We start from the raw sequence: 17,443 nt of genomic DNA, 5'->3' as shown, positions 1-17,443 counted from the left end.
CGATCTGTCGGAACGGCGTTCTGCTTTGGTGGGTGCCGACCGTTGGTCGGCACGGTAGATCCAGGCGTGGAGGAAACTGGAGAGCAGAGTGGGCCAAGCTTCAAGCGCGCGGCATCTCCGCAAGTGGAGCCCCCTTGTTGTTCAAGGGGGCGCGCCGACAGGCGCGGGGATAAGGTGGAATGCGCGGAACGCCGGCGCCCAAGGCGCCTGCGTTTCAAGGGGGCGCGCCGACAGGCGGGGGGATAAGGTGGAATGCGCGCGGGACCCACGGTTTGCGCAGCAAATCGTGGGACGTAGCGCAGGTGGAGATTAAATCTCCACCTGCGCGCCCAGTTCCACCAATCTGTTGCCCGGAATCCGGAAGAACCCCGTGGCCGGAGCGGCGTTCCTGTGCATCAGCGCGAACAGCTTGTCGCGCCAGATCGGCATGCCGCGGTTGGCGGTGGCGACGATGGTTTCGCGGCTGGCGAAGAAGGTGGTGTCCATCGGGTCGAAGTAGATGCCGCCGTGGTCGCACGAGCGCATCAGCGCCAGCGGCACGTCCGGGGTCTCCATGAAACCGAAGCGCACGTAGACGCGGTAGAACTCGTCGCCCACCGATTCGATCTTCAGCCGCTGCCCTTCCATCGCATAGGGAATGGGCAGGGTTTCCACGTGCAGGAACACGTTGCGCTCGTGCAGCACCTTGTTGTGCTTGAGGTTGTGCATCAGCGCGTGCGGGGCCACGGTCGGGTCGGCGGTGAGGAACACCGCGGTGCCCGGCACGCGTACCGGCGGTGCCAGCATCAGGCCCGGCAGGAAGGTGTCCAGGCGGATACCGTCCTTGCGGATCTCATCACGCAGCAGCTCGCGGCCACGGCGCCAGGTGCGCATCATGGTGAACAGGAAGATGCCCAGCACCACCGGGAACCAGGCGCCCTGCAGCAGCTTGGCGCCGTTGGCGATGACGAAGCCGAGGTCGATGATGAAGAACACCACGCACAGCGGCAGGATCCACTTGCGCGCCTTCGGCCACAGCGAGCGCGCCACCAGGGCCAGCAGCAGGGTGTCGATCAGCATGGTGGCCGACACCGAGATGCCGTAGGCCACGGCCAGGTTGGAGGAGCTGCGGAAGGCCAGCACCAGGCCGATCACCATCACCGCGATGCCCCAGTTGATACCCGGGATGTAGATCTGGCCGATGGTGTCGTGCGAGGTGTGCTTGATCCGCATGCGCGGGATGTAGCCCAGCTGCATGGCCTGGCGCGAGACCGAGAACGCGCCGGTGATGACCGACTGCGAGGCAATCACCGCGGCCATGGTGGCCAGGATGATCATCGGATACAGCGCCCACGACGGCACCGCTTCGAAGAACGGATTTTTCACCGCCTCGGGGTGGTTGAGCACCAGCGCACCCTGCCCCAGGTAATTCAGCACCAGGCACGGCAGCACGAAGAAGTACCAGGCGTGGCGGATCGGCTTGGCACCGAAGTGGCCCATGTCGGCGTACAGCGCCTCACCGCCGGTCACTGCCAGCACCACCGCGCCGAGAATGAAGATGCTGTGCCAGCCATGCTCCATGAAGAAGCGGATTGCCCACCACGGGTTGAACGCCTTCAGCACTTCCGGTGCATCGACGATGTTGTAGATGCCGATCGCCGCCAGCGAAATGAACCAGATCGAGGTGATCGGCCCGAACAGCTTGCCGATCTTCGCGGTGCCGAAGCGCTGTACCGCGAACACGGCCAGCAGTACCACCACGGTGATCGGCACGATGAAGGCGTGCAGTCCTGGCGCGGCAACTTCCAGGCCTTCCACCGCACCCAGCACCGATATCGCTGGGGTGATCACGCCATCGCCGAAGAACAGCGAGGCACCGAAGATGCCAAGGATGCCGACCACATAGGCCGAGCGCGACCCGTTGCGCAGCGTGCGCTGGGTCAGCGCCATCAGCGCCATGATGCCGCCCTCGCCGTCGTTGTCGGCGCGCATGATGATGGTCACGTACTTCAGCGTGACCACGATGTTCAGCGCCCAGAACGCCAGCGACAGCACGCCCAGCACGGTGTCGTGGTCACTGTTGAGCCCGTAGTGCGGCGAGAACGCCTCCTTCAGGGTGTACAGCGGGCTGGTACCGATATCGCCGAAGACCACGCCGATCGCACCGATGATCAGCGCCAGGCCTCCGGCTGGAGGGGCGTGACCATGACCACCTGGGGCGGCCGCGTGCGGGGTTTGACTGCTGGACATGGGACTCCTGGCGAGGCTCAGGCGGTGGGTTGGGGGAAAGGAAGGCGGGTCAGCGCAGTGCCGACTGCAGCGCCTTGCGGATCACGGTGGCCACTTCGTCACCTTCGTTGAAGGCATCGCGGGCCATGCGCGCCGCTTCGGCCGGCTTGTAGCCCAGCTGCTGCAGGGCCACGGTGGCATCGGACAGCGGATCGGCCGGGGCCGGGCCACTGCCGGTCGGCAGCGCGCCGCCGGCACCGAACTGCGCCGCGCGGTCACGCAGCTCCAGCACCATGCGCTCGGCGGTCTTCTTGCCGATGCCCGGAATGCGGGTCAGCGCGGTGATGTCACCGGCCTGGACCATGCGCGCGAATTCCTCGACGGTGACGCCGGACAGCACGGCCAGCGCGATCTTCGCGCCGATGCCACTGACCTTCTGCACGTCGCGGAACAGGCGCCGCTCACCTTCGCGCAGGAAGCCGTACAGCGAGACGCTGTCTTCCTTCTGCGAGTAATGGGTGTACAGGGTGACCTCGCGGCCGAGCTCGGGCAGGTCGTAGAAGGTGCTCATCGGCGCCTCCAGCTCGTAGCCCACTCCGTTCACGTCCACCACCAGCCACGGCGGCGCCTTGTAGGCGACGATGCCGCGCAGTCGACCGATCATTGCGTGCAGCTCCTCATTTGCGGCCCCACGCCTGGCGGGCACTGAGCCCCAGGCGGTTGGCCGTTGCCCTTACGTGGGCATGGGTGATCGCCACTGCCAACGCGTCGGCCGCGTCGGCCTGCAGCTTGGTTTTCAGGTTGAGCATGAGCCCGACCATGTGTTGAACCTGTTGCTTTTCGGCGCCACCGCGCCCGACCACCGCCAACTTGATCTCGCTGGCGGCGTATTCGTGCACCGGCAGGTCACGCAGCACCACGGCGGAAATCGCCGCGCCACGGGCCTGGCCCAGCTTCAGCGCCGAATCGGGGTTGCGGGCCATGAACACGCGTTCGATGGCCACTTCCTGCGGCTGGTACTCGCGGCACAGGTCAGCCAGGCCCAGCACCAGCAGCTTCATGCGCTGCGGGAAATCGTCGGCGCCGAGCAGCACCAGCGGCTGGTGGTGCACGTGGCTGACACGGCCGGTGGCGTCGACATCGATGATGCCGACCCCGGTCCGCTGCGAACCGGGGTCGATGCCGAGGATGCGGGTCATGCTGCACTCCTGGCGGGGCGGAACGGGATGCGCTGGCAGGCGTATGGGCTCATGACTGTCCGCGGTGACCGTTCAACGGCCCGCGCCCAGGCCGTCAAGGACGGCTCAGGCGTAGGCGTCGGCGCCGAGTTCGGCGTTGGAGTACACGTCCTGCACGTCGTCCAGGTCTTCAAGCATGTCCAGCAGCTTCTTGACCTGCAGGGCAACCTCGCCCTCGACCTTGATGTCGTTGTCCGCGCGGAAGGTGATTTCGGCGTGGTCGGCGACATGGCCAGCGGCGGCCATCGCATCCTTGACCGCGTTGAACGCGTCAGGGCTGGTGACCACGTCGATCGAGCCGTCGTCCGGGTAGACCACGATGTCATCGGCGCCGGCCTCGATGGCCGCTTCGGTGATGGCTTCCTCATCGGCACCCGGGGCGAAGCTGAGCACGCCCAGGCGCTTGAACATGAAGGCGACCGAGCCTTCGGTGCCCATGTTGCCGCCGCACTTGCTGAACGCATGGCGGACATCGGCCACCGTGCGCACGCGGTTGTCGGTCAGGCAGTCGACGATCACGGCCACGCCACCCGGGGCGTAGCCCTCGTAGCGGATTTCCTCGTAATCGACGCCTTCCAGTTCACCGGTAGCCTTCTTGATGGCGCGCTCGATCACGTCCTTGGACATGTTCACGGCCAGGCCCTTGTCCACGGCCACGCGCAGGCGCGGATTGTTGTTGGGGTCGCCTCCACCGCCGCGCGCGGCAACGCCGATCTCGCGGATGATCTTGGTGAAAATCTTGCCGCGCTTCGCGTCGGACGCGTTCTTGCGGGCTTCGATGGAGGGGCCTCTACCCATGGGTGCTACCGTCTGGCTGCTTCAGGATCAAGGCGCGGATTCTACCTGATCGGGGGCGGCAACCGTGTCTAGGGCCGAAGGGATATCGGGAAGGCGCCATCCACGCATGGCGTGGATCTACTGCCGCCGGGCATGGCCCGGCGCTACCGAGAGTGCACCGCCCTGCCCGGCGAACCGCCTTACGCAGCGGCGGCGTCGCGGCTGTGATCGAACTGGCCGTGGCGCAGGAAATGCGCGGTCTGCCGCGCGGCATCGGGCGATACCACCAGGCCACTGTGGCTGGTGCGCACCACGCAATGGTCGGCCAGGCCCGGCAGGCGTGTCTCGGCCAGGGCCACGGTACCGTCGGAGGCGTCGTCGATGGCGCCCAGCAGGCTGCCCAGGCCGTGCGGCACCGAACCGGCGATCAGGCCAACCTCGGCCCTGCCCTGCCAGTCCGGCAGGCCATCGAGCAGCAGATCGCTGCTGCGCCCCAACGCCAGGCCCCAGCCGTGCTCGGACAGCGAACGCGCAGTGCCACTGCCGCGCAGCGGCGAGCCCAGGCAGACCACGCGCTGCACATCCAGCTGCGGCTGGCGGCGCAAGGCCTCCAGCGCCAGCAATCCCCCCAGGCTGTGGCCGACCAGGGACAACGGGCCGGCATCGGCCAGCCGCTCCAGCAGCTGCGGCACGGCCACGTCGGGGCCACCGAACACCGAGGAGTAACCGAACGCGTGCACCTGGAAACCACGCGCGCGCAGGCGCCAGGCCAGCGGCCCGACCCAGGCACGGGCATTCCAGATGCCATGCAGCAGCAATACGGGGGGAGTCATGCAAACAGCCTGGCGGTCAGCGGGGCGGAAACGTACGGTGATTGAACACGCGCGCGCAGCAAGCGGCGGTGAACGTCAGGTCGCGCGCGGTGCGCGGCGCAGGATGAACTCGAGGTCCTGGGTGTCACCGACCGGGAACAGGTACTCGCCGGCCTTCTCGAATCCATAGCGGGCGTAGAAACGCTGTGCGCCGAAGTTCTCCGACCACACGCCCAGCCACAGCGTGCGCGGGCCTTCGTGTTCCAGCCAGGCCAGCGCGGTTTCCAGCAGGCGGCTGCCCCAGCCGCAGCTCTGCTGCGTCTTGATCAGGTACAGGCGCTTGAGTTCGCCGTCACCGGGCTTCACGTCCGGGTGCGGCAAGCCACAGGGGCCGGCGGCGGCATGGCCGACCGCCTCCCCGTCCAGCTCCAGCAGCCACACCGCGTAATCGGGGTGGGCCAGGATCACGCGCTGGCGCTCGACCGTGTAGGCCTCCTCGAGGAAGGCCTGCAGGTCCTGCGGCGGATACAGATGGCCGAAGGTTTCGGTGAACGTGCGGGCAGCCAGCGCCGACAGGGTCGGCGCGTCGTCCACGGTGGCGCGGCGGATCGAATACATGCAGGAAGTTGACGTCAGGGCGAAGCGCGGGTCAAGCCTTTTCAGGCGATTCCGCTTCTTCTTCCTCGTCCTCTTCCTCGTACTCCTCTTCGTCCTCGTCCTCTTCTTCGCCTTCCTCGTCCTCGTCGTACTCTTCCTCTTCGTCGTCCTCGTAATCCTCGACGCCGAAGTCTTCACCGTCCCAACGGCCTTCGCCGTCGGCGACGAAGGTCAGGGCCATCGCCGCCGGGTTGGTTCCGACGCGAACCAGCCAACCACCGAACACGCGCGCACGCTCGGTGACCAGGGTGGCCTCGGAGCCTTCATTGCCCAGCTTTTCCCACTCCAGCGAAAACGCAAACTCGGTCATTGCCTGGATCTCCTGATCAGTTGGTCTTGGGGCGAACCTGGATGTGCACTTCGGCCAGCTGCGCGTCGACGATCGGCGACGGCGCGTCGGTCATCAGATCCTGTGCACCGGTGGTCTTCGGGAAGGGGATGACGTCGCGGATCGACTCGGTGCCGGCCATCAGCGCGGCGATGCGGTCGATGCCGAAGGCGATGCCACCGTGCGGCGGCGCGCCGTAGTTCAGCGCGTCGAGCAGGAAGCCGAACTTGGCGCGGGCTTCTTCGGCGCCGATGCCGAGCAGCTCGAACACCGCGCTCTGCATGTCCGGACGGTGGATACGGATCGAACCGCCGCCGATTTCATTGCCATTGAGCACCATGTCGTAGCCGCGCGAAACGGCGGTACGGGCATTGGCGCGCAGGTCGGCGATGTCGTCCACGGCCGGTGCGGTGAAGGGGTGATGCAGGGCGACATAGCGCTGTTCTTCCTCGTCCCACTCGAACATCGGGAAGTCGGTGACCCACAGCGGTGCCCAGCCGTCGGCGACCAGGCCGAAGTCCTTGCCGGCCTTCAGGCGCAGCGCGCCCATGAAGTCGGAGACCTTGTTGTAGCCACCGGCGCCGAAGAACACGATGTCACCGTTACCGGCGCCGACATGGGCGACCAGCGCAGCGAAGGATTCCTCGCTGAAGAACTTCTGGATCGGCGAGCTGACTTCGCCGTTGTCGGCGATCTTGATGTAGGCCAGGCCCTTGGCGCCGTACTTGGCGGCATGCGCTGCGTATTCGTCGATCTGCTTGCGGCTGAGCGCTGCACCGCCCGGGATGCGCAGCGCGGCGACGCGGCCTTCGGCGTCATTGGCCGGGCCGGTGAACACGGCGAACTCGCTGTCCTTGACCAGCTCGGCCACGTCGACCAGCTCCAGCGCGATGCGCAGGTCCGGCTTGTCCGAGCCGTAGCGACGCATTGCCTCGGCCCAGGTCATGCGCGGGAAGCTGGCATCCAGCTGGACGTCGACCACTTCCTTGAAGATGGCGCGGATCATGTCCTCGACGAAGTCCTGCACGTCGCGCTCGCGGACGAAGGCGAATTCCATGTCCAGCTGGGTGAATTCCAGCTGGCGGTCGGCACGCAGGGCCTCGTCGCGGAAGCAGCGCGCGATCTGGTAGTAGCGGTCGAAGCCGGCCACCATCAGGATCTGCTTGAACAGCTGCGGGCTCTGCGGCAGGGCGTAGAACTCGCCCGGGTGCATGCGCGCCGGCACCAGGAAGTCGCGCGCGCCTTCCGGGGTGGCCTTGGTCAGGATCGGGGTCTCGATGTCCTGGAAGCCCTTTTCGTCCAGATGGCGGCGCAGGGCCTGCACCAGCTTGATGCGGGTGCGCTGCATGCGCTGCATTTCCGGGCGGCGCAGGTCCAGGTAGCGGTACTTCAGGCGGGTTTCCTCGCCCGGATTCTCGTGGGCGTGGAACGGCAGCGGCGCGGCCTTGTTCAGAACGGTGATGGCGGTGGCGATCACTTCCACCTTGCCGGTGCGCATCTTGTCGTTCACCGCGTGGCGGGCACGCACCACGCCTTCCACCTGCAGCACATCCTCGTAGCCCAGCGACGCGGCCACGGCGAACACGTCGGCGTTGTCGACTTCCACGGTCACCTGCACGATGCCTTCATGATCTCGAAGATCGATGAAGCAGACGCCGCCCTGGTTACGGGCCACGTCGGTCCAGCCGGCGAGGGTGACAGTCTGGCCAATCAGGGTCTCATCGACCAGGCCGCAGAAGTGGGTACGCATGGGGGGAAGCTCCGCTGGAGAACGCCGGCACCGGATGGGGGCCGGAAAGCCTCGTATTCTGCGGCCGAGGCCCCGGCCGGGGCAAATCCGGCCAGTCACACCGGCTTGATCGCCCCCCTCCCTATAGTCGGGCACCTGCCACCGTATGGGATGCCGCCATGAAACCGCTGTCCCTGGCCAGCCTGGCCGTAACCCTCAGCCTGGGTGCCGCGGGCACCCTTGCCCTGCCCGCCCCTTCCGCGCATGCGCAGAGCGGCGTGGTCCGCTGCGAAAGCCAGAACAACCGCGAACGGGTCTGCAACACCGGCTGGCGCAATGCGCAGCTGGTGCGCCAGCTGTCCGGCTCGGACTGCGATGAAGGACGCACCTGGGGCAGCCGTAACGGCAGCATCTGGGTCACCAACGGTTGCCGCGCCGAATTCGTCGAGGCCCGCGGCGGCTGGGGCGGCGGCAATGGCGGTGGCTGGGGCGGCAACAACGGCCGGCCTGGCGAGACCATCCGCTGCGAGAGCCAGAACAACCGCGAGCGCAGCTGCCCGGTCGGCTGGCGCAATGCCCGCCTGGTCCGCCAGCTGTCCGGCAGCCCCTGCAACGAAGGGCGTACCTGGGGCGTGCGCAACGGCGCGGTCTGGGTCAGTGGCGGCTGCCGTGCCGAATTCGCCGAAGCCCGCGGCTGGGGCGGCGGTGGCGGTGGCTGGGGGGGCGGCAACAGCAATTACTCGGTTACCTGCAGCAGCAACAACAACCGCTCGCAGACCTGCGACTGGGATGAGCGTCAGGGCCGTCCGGTGCTGCAGCAGCAGCTGTCCGGCAGTGCCTGCCAGGAAGGCCGCAGCTGGGGCTACTCACGTGGCCAGGTGTGGGTGAGCAACGGCTGCCGCGCGCGTTTCGGTACGCGGTAAGTACACGGCCGGATCCCTGGCCGACGGCCAGGGCTCTGGCCCCGGTCCGGTATCCCGCATCCACGCATGGCGTGGATCTACTGAGGGCCTTTCTGGGGTCGAGGCCCTCCGCAGGAGGGATCCGACCCTGGGATCACGGGGCGGACGCTTTGTCGTCGCCCCACGGTGCAGGCGGCAGGGCAACCGGCTTGCTCAGGTCGAACTGCACGCGGAAGCGGCGGCCCTCCGGGCGGGTCAGCTCGTAGACAAAGGTCTGGTCGGGATCAATCTCCATCGCCCAGGTGTTGTGCGTGGAGGCCAGCATGTCGGCGCGGCGGAACATCGCCACCGAATCGGCGTCGGCGGGGAACTGCTGGCGCTCGGCGGTGCCCGGCGGCGTGCTGTCGCCACCGTAGAGGGTGATCGCGTCGGGGCTGCCGTCTTCGTGGCGATGGTCGTGCTTCAGGCGCAGGCCGGTTTCCGTACGGGTCAGCACCCAGGTCCGCGAGTGGTCATCGCCGACATGGAACGGGATGCGCAGCTCGTGCGCCGGATCGGCACAGCCGCGCACATGCATGACCAGGCGCTGCCCGGCGAACGGATCCTTGCCGGTCGGTGCCGGCGTGTCCTCCACTACCTTGCCGGCGTAAGCCTGGCCGCAATGCGCGGCGATGGCGGCCATGAAGGCATCGGCCGGTGCGGTCGCCAGATCATGGGCGACCGTATCGGAGCGCTGCGAACACGCAGCAAGGCTGAGCAGGAGGGCGGAAGCGGTGACAACGGCAGGCAGTTTCATGCCCCAACCCTAACGGCCATTGGCCGAAGTGCGCAAACCGCACGCGCAGCATCCGCTCAGCGATCGACTGCAGATGCCGCTGGCAGCGTTTCGGTGGCCGCCACCGGCGCGGCTTCGCCTTCACCCGCAGGTTCCTGTTCAACCGGATCGACATCGAACGGCGTGCGGAACACCAGCGACGGCAGCAGCGTGGTCAGCGCCGCATACAGCAGCAGCGCGCCGAACAGCACCGCCGGGATCTGGAAGCGCTCGCGCATGATCGCCGCCAGCACCAGGGTGAAGATCAGCGTCGGCGCCAGCGCCAGCGAGACCCTCAGGCTGCTGCGGAAGCTCTCGCCGAACATCACCCGACGCTGCAGCCAGACCACGCCGATGCGCAGCGGCAGCACCACCAGGGTGATCACGATGCCCAGCCCCAGCGCCTCAAAGCTCAGTGCTTCGCTGGGCACCTTGGTGCCGGCGTTGAAGAAGTAGAACGGCACGAAGAACGAGGCGAACAGGCGCAGCGCATGCAGGTTCTCGTGCGAGGCCAGCAGCGGCATGCGCTGGTGCAGCAGGCGCGCGACCAGACCGGCGATGAACGCACCGACCAGGTAGTACACGCCCAGCAGATAGGTGATGTAGGCCGCGACCATGCCCACCATCACCAGCAGCGAGAACTCCGAGCCCGGCGCATGCGGCGCCACCCAGCGGCCCAGCGCGATGAACAGCAGCGGCAGGCCGACCATCATCGCCAGCAGCGCCAGGCTGGACAGCGCCATGTGCCCCGGATCACCGGCCTGCAGCACGATGAACAACGCCGCCAGCGCCAGCAGTTCACCGGCAATGGCCTTGCTGGTCACCCAGAACCGCTCGTCCTCGCTCAGGCCCAGCCGCGACAGCGAATCCATGATGAAGCCGGTGGACGGCGTCAGCAGCGCCAGCGCCAGCAGGCCGGCGGCCTGCCACGGCAGCCCCGCGTAACGCCAGGCCAGCCAGCCCACACCGAACAGCGTGCCGGTACGGATCACCAGATGCGCCAGCAGCGGCCACATGCCACGGCGCAGCGCCTGCAGATCCACTTCCAGGCCGGCGAACAGGAACAGCGAGGAAATGCCCAGTGTGGCCAACAGACCGATCACTGCGTCGTGCGCCTGGTCGCCCAGCCAGAGCATGCCGATGATGCCGAACAGCAGGCAGGTCAGCGGCGCGGGCAGGCTGAAACGCTGCAGCGCGCGCGGGATCACCAGCAGCGCAAAGATCAGCAGCAGGTAGATCAGTTCATGGCTCATGGGGGACTTCCGTGTGATTCGAACGCGCGCAGGATGCGCGCGCCGAACCGATCCGGCAAGCCACTTCTGAATGACCCCGGTTACCTCAACCGATCAGGCGATCGGCGATGCGGCCTACCTGCGCCAGCACCGTGGCACGCTGTTCGTTGCTGATCGCACCCGCCTGCAGGTAGGCGGTCAGCACCCAGGGCGTGCCGCCGGCCAGCGGCCACAACACGGCGATGTCGTTGCGCGCGTCCTCGCCGTTGCTGCCGGTCTTGTCACCGACGCGCCAGCGCTTGCCCAGGCCCGCGCGCAGGCAGGCGTCGCCGGTTTCGTTGTCGATCAGCCAATCGGCCAGCTGCTGCCGCGACGCCGGCTGCAGCACCTCGCCCAGCACCACGCGCTGCAGGGTCGCAGCCATCGCCGCCGGCGTGGTGGTGTCGCGCGGATCGCCCTTGGCAAAGCTGTTCAGCTCCGGCTCCAGGCGATCACTGCGGCTCACCGCATCACCGCTCGCGCGCAGGAACGCAGTCACCGCGGGCGGGCCACCGACCACGCCGAACAGCAGGTTGGCTGCAGTGTTGTCGCTGGTGATGATCGTGGCACGGCACAGATCGCGCACGGTCATGTCCTTGCCGGCGTGGCGGCGGGTGACCGGCGCGTGCGAGAGCAGGTCGGCATCGCGCACCGGCACGCGCGTGTCCAGCAACGCGGGCCTGCGCTCGGCCTGGCTGAGCACGGTGGCGGCCAGCACGCTCTTGAACGTGCTGCACATCGGGAAACGCTCGTCCTGGCGATGACCGATGCGGCGGCCGCTGGCGGTATCAAGCAGGGTCACGCCGAGGCGACCGGCACAGGCCTTTTCCAGTGCGGCGAAGTCGGTGGCGGCGGTGAGGGCGGCATCGGTCGGTGCACTGGCGGCGGTCTTGCCCGCCGCACGGGCCAGCAACGGCAGGGCAAGCGAGGAAGCAACGGCAGCACCACTGAACTGCAGGAATCGGCGACGGGCGAGCATGCGGGTTCTCCTGGGGACCGCCCGATTATTGAAGCCTCGCACGCAGGCGACCAGCGCGAAAAATCAGCGGAAGGCATTAGCTGGATTAATACCTGTCGCAATCAACCCTTTAATTCTCCTGAACTAGCTACTGGGAAGGTAGGATCAGCCATCACATTGACTCACGACTACTCTGATGCTGCACCCTACCCTGCCGCTGAACGCCCTGCGTGCCTTCGAGGCGGCCGCACGCCACCAGAACTTCACCCGCGCCGCGCTGGAGCTGTGTGTCAGCCAGGCCGCACTCAGCCACCAGATCCGCGGCCTGGAAGACCGGCTCGGCATCCGTCTGTTCCATCGCCTGCCGCGCGGCGTGGCGCTCACCGAGGAGGGCGCGGCGCTGTATCCGGTGCTCAACGAATCGTTCGAGCGCATCTCGGCCAGCATCGCGCGCTACACCGGTGGCCCGGCCCGTGAAGTACTGACGCTGGGCGTGGTCGGCACCTTCGCCACCGGTTGGCTGCTGCCACGGCTGGCTGCGTTCGAGGCCGCGCACCCGGACATCGAGCTGCGACTGCAGACCCACAACAATCGCATTGATCTGGCCGGCGAGGGCCTGGACCTGGCGATCCGCTTCGGTGATGGCGACTGGCAGGGCCAGGCCTGCACAGCGATCCTCGACGCGCCGTTTGCACCACTGTGCGCACCAGCATTGGAGCGGCGGCTCAAACAGCCACGCGACCTGGGCACCCTGCCCCTGCTGCGCTCCTACCGCAGCGACGAATGGCCGCGCTGGCTGCAGGCGGCAGGAGTGAGTGGCGTGGAAGCCCGCGGGCCGGTGTTTGATTCGTCGTTGACGGTGGCGATGGCCGCGGTGGGTGGTGCCGGCGTGGCGCTGCTGCCGCTGCGCATGTTCGAGCAGGAACTGGCCGAGGGTCGCCTGCTGCAGCCATTCAGCACCACGCTGGAGCTGGGGCGCTACTGGCTCACGCGACTGCGCTCGCGTGCCGAGCGTGAGCCTGCCAAACGCTTCCGCGAGTGGCTGCAGGCGCAGGGATGAAAAAGGGGACGGAGGGGATTAAGTCGTTTGTGCCACAAACGACTTAATCCCCTCCGTCCCCTTTTTTGCGTGATCAGGACTCCAGCAGTTCCATCCACGCGGCTTCGGCTTTTTCCAGCTGGGCGGCAGCGGTTTCGCGGTCACGGCCGATCACCGCCATGCGGGTGGCATCGGCGTAGTTGGCCGGGTCGGCCAGCTGGCGGTCCAGCTCGGCCAGGGCGCTTTCCAGCTCGGCCACCTTGGCTTCGGCGGCGGCCAGCTTGTGCGGGTTCACCGGCTTCTTCTGCACCACCTGAGCCACCGGCGCGGTCTTGACCACCACCGGCTCTTCCACCTGTTCCATGCGCGCCTTGGTGCCCTGCGCCTGCGGACGGGTGCGCAGCCAGGCCGCGTAGGCGTCGAGGTCGCCGTCGAACGGCTCGACCACGCCATCGGCCACGCGCCAGTAGGTATCGCAGACCAGGCCGATCAGATGGCGGTCATGCGAGACCATCACGATCGCGCCTTCGAAGGTGGCCAGTGCCTCAGCCAGCGCTTCGCGCATTTCCAGGTCAAGGTGGTTGGTCGGTTCGTCCAGCAGCAGCACATTCGGCTGCTGCCAGGCGATCAGCGCCAGCGCCAGGCGCGCGCGCTCGCCGCCGGAGAAACCATCGACCGGCTCGAACGCGCGGTCGCCCGGGAAGTTCCACTTGCCAAGGAAATCGCGGAACGACTGGTTCGGTGCGTCCGGCGCGATCTCGCGGAAATGCTCCATCGGCGACTGGCCTTCGTGCAGCGACTCCACCGTGTGCTGGGCGAAGTAGCCGATCTTCAGGTCCGGGTGCGCCATGCGCTCGCCGACGATCGGCGCCAGCTCGCCCACCAGGGTCTTCACCAGGGTGGTCTTACCGGCACCGTTGGGGCCGAGCAGGCCGATGCGCTGGCCCGCTTCCAGGCCGAAGCCGACGTTGTGCAGGATCACCGCGTCCTTGCCGTAGCCGGCCTCGACGTGGTTCAGGCGGATCAGCGAGAACGGCAGCTTGGCCGGCGGCGCGAACTCGATGCGGAACTCGCGCTCGGCACGCACCGCTTCGGTGCCGGCCAGCTTGGCCAGGCGCTTCATGCGGCTCTGCGCCTGCGCGGCCTTGCTGGCCTGCGCCTTGAAGCGGTCGATGAAGCTCTGCAGGTGGGCACGCTCGGCCTGTTCCTTCTCGTGCGCGATCTGCTGCTGGCGCAGCTGTTCGGCGCGCTGGCGCTCGAAGTCGGTGTAGCCGCCCGGATAGAGCTTGGCGCCGCCACCGTGCAGGTGCAGGGTGTGGGTGGCCACGTTGTCGAGGAACTCGCGGTCATGCGAGATCAGCAGCAGGGTGCCGGGATACTTCAGCAGCCACTGCTCCAGCCAGTACACCGCGTCCAGATCCAGGTGGTTGGTCGGTTCGTCCAGCAGCAGCAGGTCGCTGGGCATCATCAGCGCGCGTGCCAGGTTCAGGCGCACGCGCCAGCCGCCGGAGAACGAGGACACCGCGCGGTGGTGGGTCTCTGCCGGGAAACCGAGGCCGTGCAGCAGCTTGCCGGCGCGCGCTTCGGCGTCGTAGGCATTGAGCTCGGCCATCTTCGTGTGCGCCTCGGCCACCGCCTCCCAGTCTTCACGGGCGGTCGCCTCGGCCTCGGCGGCCAGCACTGCGGCCACCTCGATGTCACCGCCGAGCACGAAGCTCAGCGCCGGGTCGGGCAGCGACGGGGTTTCCTGGGCGACGCTGGCGATGCGCACCTTGCCGGGCAGATCGACATCGCCCTTGTCCGCCTCCAGCTCGCCCTTCACCGCCGCGAACAGGCTGGACTTGCCAGCACCGTTGCGGCCGACCACACCCACCCGGTAACCGGCGTGCAGGGTCAGGTCGACATTGGACAACAGCAGCCGCTCGCCGCGGCGCAAGGCGAAATTACGAAGGGAAATCATCGGGGGAGGCGTCCATATAACCAGATGGAATGTGCTGGTGAGCACTGTTCCTGCGACGCAATTCTAGCGTTAACGAATACTTGACGCGTCCCGGGATGCGCGGCGGCCGGCGTTCCTCTCTCCCACGTCCTTGCCGCGCGCGTCCCGGGCTCCCTCCCCCGCCAGTGCCGATCCGGGCTAAATGGTTGCTGCTGCAACGTTTTTTCCGATGACCGGCATTTGACACGCACTGAATATCCCGTTAATTCCTGCTTTGCGCACCGCAACAACCGCCGTCCGCCTCACCCCCGTGATGTCGATTCCGGTGCCGCCCCCGCCAACCGGAGCTCCGTCCCGATGACCCGCAAGACCAGCCTGATCGCCGCCGCCGTCGCTGTCGCACTCGGTGGCTCTCCGTTCGTTGCCGCTGCCCAGCAGGCCGGCACCGCCGCCAACACCCTGGACACGGTAATCGTCACCGGCACCCGCGTGGCCGACCGCACGGTGGCCGAATCGCAGTCGCCGATCGACATCATCACCCCCGAAGCCCTGCAGTCCACCGGCACCAGCGAGCTGGCCACCGCGCTGTCGCGCGCCCTGCCCTCGCTGAACTTCCCGCGCCCTGCCCTGACCGATGGCACCAGCGGCGTGCGCCCGGCGCAGCTGCGCGGCCTGTCACCGGACCAGGTGCTGGTGCTGGTCGACGGCAAGCGCCGCCACACCTCGGCGATGATCAACGTCAACGGCAGCATCGGCCGTGGTTCGTCGGCAGTGGACATCAATGCGATCCCGATCGCCGCCATCGAACGCGTGGAAGTGCTGCGCGACGGTGCGTCGGCGCAGTACGGCTCGGACGCCATCGCCGGCGTCATCAACATCGTGCTCAAGGGCAGCGGCAGTGGCGGCAGCCTGGCGGTGGACTACGGCCAGTACTCGGCCGGTGACGGCAACAAGTACCAGCTCTCCGGCGATACTGGCGTCGAGTTCGGCAACGGCCGTGGCCGCGTGCACGTGGCCGGCCAGATCAGCCAGCAGGACGAAAGCAACCGCGCCGGCCCGTACCGCGGCACCACCCCGAACACCGGCAACTTCCCGAGCATCGGCCAGAAGACCTTCATCGTCGGCGACCCGCGCGTGGATGCGACTGCGGCTTCGGTCAACGCCAGCTTCGATTTCAGCGACCGCGTGACCGGCTACGCCAGCGCGCTGCTCAGCAACCGCGACATCACCTCGTTCGCGTTCTACCGCTCGCGCAACCACAGCGGGCAGAGCGCGCTGCTGGCGCAGACCTACCCGGACGGCTTCGTGCCGGAGATCAACCAGTACTCCAAGGACCGCTCGCTGGTGGCCGGGGTCAAGGGCAACACCGGCAACGGCTGGACCTGGGACCTGAGCCTGAACCACGGCGAGAACACCCTCGACTTCCACACCCGCAACAGCATCAACTACAGCCTCGGCGCAACCAGCCCGCGCTCGTTCTACGACGGCACGCTGAAGTACCAGCAGGACATCTTCAACGCCGACCTGACCAAGTCGCTGGACTGGGGCCTGGCCTACCCGGTCACGCTGTCCTTCGGTGGTGAATACCGCAAGGAGAAGTGGGACCAGAAGCCGGGCGAGCTGAACTCGTACACCGGCAGTGGCGCGCAGGGCTTCGGTGGCTTCACCCCCACCAATGAAGTGCATGCCGACCGCCACAACTACGCGGTCTATGCGGGTCTGGAAGCGGACCTGACCGAGAAGTTCTCGGCCGGCATCACCGGCCGCTACGAGGACTACTCGGACTTCGGCGACCGCTTCTCCGGCAAGCTGTCGGCGCGCTACGCGTTCACCGACAAGGTTGCGCTGCGGGCCACCGCGTCCAGCGGCTTCCGTGCGCCGTCGCTGGCGCAGCAGGGCTACCAGGCGGTCACCAGCCAGTTCCTCAACGGCGTGTTCGTCGAGCGCGGCACCTTCCCGACCACCAGCCCGGCTGCGCAGGCGCTGGGCGCCTCGCCGCTGAAGGCCGAGACCTCCACCTCCTACAGCCTGGGCCTGGTGCTGCAGCCGGTCGACCGCCTGTACATCACCGTCGACGCCTACCAGATCGACATCGATGACCGCATCGCATTGTCGTCCAGCATCACCACCAACACCGCCACCAGCGCGCTGCTGGGCACGCTGGGCCTGCCGCAGGTGACCGCGTTCTCGTACTTCACCAACGGCCTGGATACGCGCACCCGCGGTGTCGATTTCGTGTCCAGCTACACGGTGCCCTTCAGCGCCAGCAGCCTGGAACTGACCGCCGCGTACAGCTACAACGACACCGAAGTGCGCCGCGTCGGCGGCACCCCGGCGGTGTTCGGCACGCTGGGCCTGACCCAGTCGCTGATCGGCCGCGATGAGATCGGCCGCATCGAGGACAGCTATCCGCGCGACAAGGCGATCCTGAGCGGCACCTGGCGTTCGGACCACTGGGAACTGGGCCTGGCCGCGACCCGCTACGGTAAGTTCACCGTGCGCAACTCGGCCACCGCACTGCGCGACCAGACCTATGGCGACGCCTGGGTGGTGGATGCCTCGGCCAGCTACAAGCCGAGCAGCAACTGGACCCTGACCGTGGGCGCCGACAACCTGCTGGACAAGTACCCGGACCGCACCGAAGACCTGCAGAACTCCACCTTCGGCATGCTGCCGTACAGCAACTACTCGCCGTTCGGCTTCAACGGCGCGTACGTATACGGCCGGGTCAAGTACACCTGGTAAGCGGTAGTGCCGGCCGCTGGCCGGCA

The 17,443-nt window shown here is 67.4% G+C and carries 15 protein-coding genes; 3 read left to right on the top strand and 12 right to left on the bottom strand.

The annotated features are described in order from the left end of the window. Positions 1-309: 309 nt before the first annotated feature. The 8 genes from QRO95_RS17545 to aspS form a co-directional block, all read right to left on the bottom strand. Positions 310-2,229: a potassium transporter Kup gene (locus QRO95_RS17545; RefSeq protein ID WP_285303102.1), complete on the bottom strand. Its 1,920-nt coding sequence runs from the start codon at positions 2,227-2,229 to the stop codon at positions 310-312. A gap of 49 nt (positions 2,230-2,278) precedes the next feature. Beyond that, entirely contained in the window at positions 2,279-2,872 is a 594-nt protein-coding gene (ruvA, locus tag QRO95_RS17540; RefSeq protein ID WP_005410756.1) for a Holliday junction branch migration protein RuvA, read from the bottom strand. Between the two features lie 13 nt (positions 2,873-2,885). Beyond that, positions 2,886-3,407, bottom strand: a complete 522-nt coding sequence (gene ruvC, locus QRO95_RS17535; RefSeq protein ID WP_032128530.1) for a crossover junction endodeoxyribonuclease RuvC — start codon at positions 3,405-3,407, stop codon at positions 2,886-2,888. Positions 3,408-3,512: 105 nt separating this feature from the next. After that, the gene (locus QRO95_RS17530) at positions 3,513-4,244 is read right to left on the bottom strand and encodes a YebC/PmpR family DNA-binding transcriptional regulator (RefSeq protein ID WP_032128531.1); all 732 of its coding nucleotides are present in this window, start codon (positions 4,242-4,244) and stop codon (positions 3,513-3,515) included. A gap of 179 nt (positions 4,245-4,423) precedes the next feature. Continuing rightward, the gene (locus QRO95_RS17525; protein ID WP_032128532.1) at positions 4,424-5,056 is read right to left on the bottom strand and encodes a triacylglycerol lipase; all 633 of its coding nucleotides are present in this window, start codon (positions 5,054-5,056) and stop codon (positions 4,424-4,426) included. A gap of 75 nt (positions 5,057-5,131) precedes the next feature. Then, on the bottom strand, positions 5,132-5,653 hold the full coding sequence (locus tag QRO95_RS17520; protein ID WP_032128533.1) for a GNAT family N-acetyltransferase: 522 nt from the start codon (positions 5,651-5,653) through the stop codon (positions 5,132-5,134). A gap of 31 nt (positions 5,654-5,684) precedes the next feature. Continuing rightward, on the bottom strand, positions 5,685-6,002 hold the full coding sequence (locus QRO95_RS17515; RefSeq protein ID WP_032128534.1) for a hypothetical protein: 318 nt from the start codon (positions 6,000-6,002) through the stop codon (positions 5,685-5,687). 16 nt (positions 6,003-6,018) lie between these two features. After that, complete coding sequence (gene aspS / locus QRO95_RS17510; protein ID WP_010481582.1) at positions 6,019-7,770, bottom strand: aspartate--tRNA ligase; 1,752 nt, start codon at positions 7,768-7,770, stop codon at positions 6,019-6,021. 158 nt (positions 7,771-7,928) lie between these two features. On the opposite strand from aspS, the gene QRO95_RS17505 reads away from it, so the two are divergent. Further along, entirely contained in the window at positions 7,929-8,672 is a 744-nt protein-coding gene (locus tag QRO95_RS17505) for a DUF3011 domain-containing protein (RefSeq protein WP_032128536.1), read from the top strand. Positions 8,673-8,805: 133 nt separating this feature from the next. Here QRO95_RS17505 and QRO95_RS17500 read toward each other — a convergent pair whose 3' ends face one another. From QRO95_RS17500 to blaL2, 3 genes are all read right to left on the bottom strand, one after another. Continuing rightward, positions 8,806-9,447 carry a hypothetical protein gene (locus tag QRO95_RS17500; protein ID WP_049422905.1) on the bottom strand — a complete coding sequence of 214 codons (642 nt, stop codon included), beginning with the start codon at positions 9,445-9,447 and terminating at the stop codon, positions 8,806-8,808. A 56-nt stretch (positions 9,448-9,503) separates the two neighbouring features. After that, positions 9,504-10,718, bottom strand: coding sequence for a cation:proton antiporter (locus tag QRO95_RS17495; RefSeq protein WP_032128538.1), 1,215 nt, complete (start codon positions 10,716-10,718; stop codon positions 9,504-9,506). 85 nt (positions 10,719-10,803) lie between these two features. After that, the gene (gene blaL2 / locus QRO95_RS17490; RefSeq protein WP_049400784.1) at positions 10,804-11,715 is read right to left on the bottom strand and encodes a L2 family extended-spectrum class A beta-lactamase; all 912 of its coding nucleotides are present in this window, start codon (positions 11,713-11,715) and stop codon (positions 10,804-10,806) included. Positions 11,716-11,890: 175 nt separating this feature from the next. Between blaL2 and ampR the strand changes: the two genes are divergently transcribed. Then, the gene (gene ampR / locus QRO95_RS17485; protein WP_285303101.1) at positions 11,891-12,754 is read left to right on the top strand and encodes a LysR family transcriptional regulator AmpR; all 864 of its coding nucleotides are present in this window, start codon (positions 11,891-11,893) and stop codon (positions 12,752-12,754) included. A gap of 73 nt (positions 12,755-12,827) precedes the next feature. Here the strand turns inward: ampR and QRO95_RS17480 are convergent, their stop codons facing one another. Further along, a complete protein-coding gene (locus tag QRO95_RS17480) occupies positions 12,828-14,693 on the bottom strand; it encodes an ABC-F family ATP-binding cassette domain-containing protein (protein ID WP_049400785.1) in 1,866 nt (621 codons plus the stop codon). A 336-nt stretch (positions 14,694-15,029) separates the two neighbouring features. Between QRO95_RS17480 and QRO95_RS17475 the strand changes: the two genes are divergently transcribed. Then, positions 15,030-17,417, top strand: a complete 2,388-nt coding sequence (locus tag QRO95_RS17475) for a TonB-dependent siderophore receptor (protein ID WP_197615804.1) — start codon at positions 15,030-15,032, stop codon at positions 17,415-17,417. Positions 17,418-17,443: the final 26 nt, after the last annotated feature.

Source organism: Stenotrophomonas maltophilia group sp. Smal13 (assembly GCF_030236855.1).
GTDB lineage: Bacteria > Pseudomonadota > Gammaproteobacteria > Xanthomonadales > Xanthomonadaceae > Stenotrophomonas > Stenotrophomonas maltophilia_A.
This window is presented reverse-complemented; position numbering and strand designations above follow the sequence as displayed.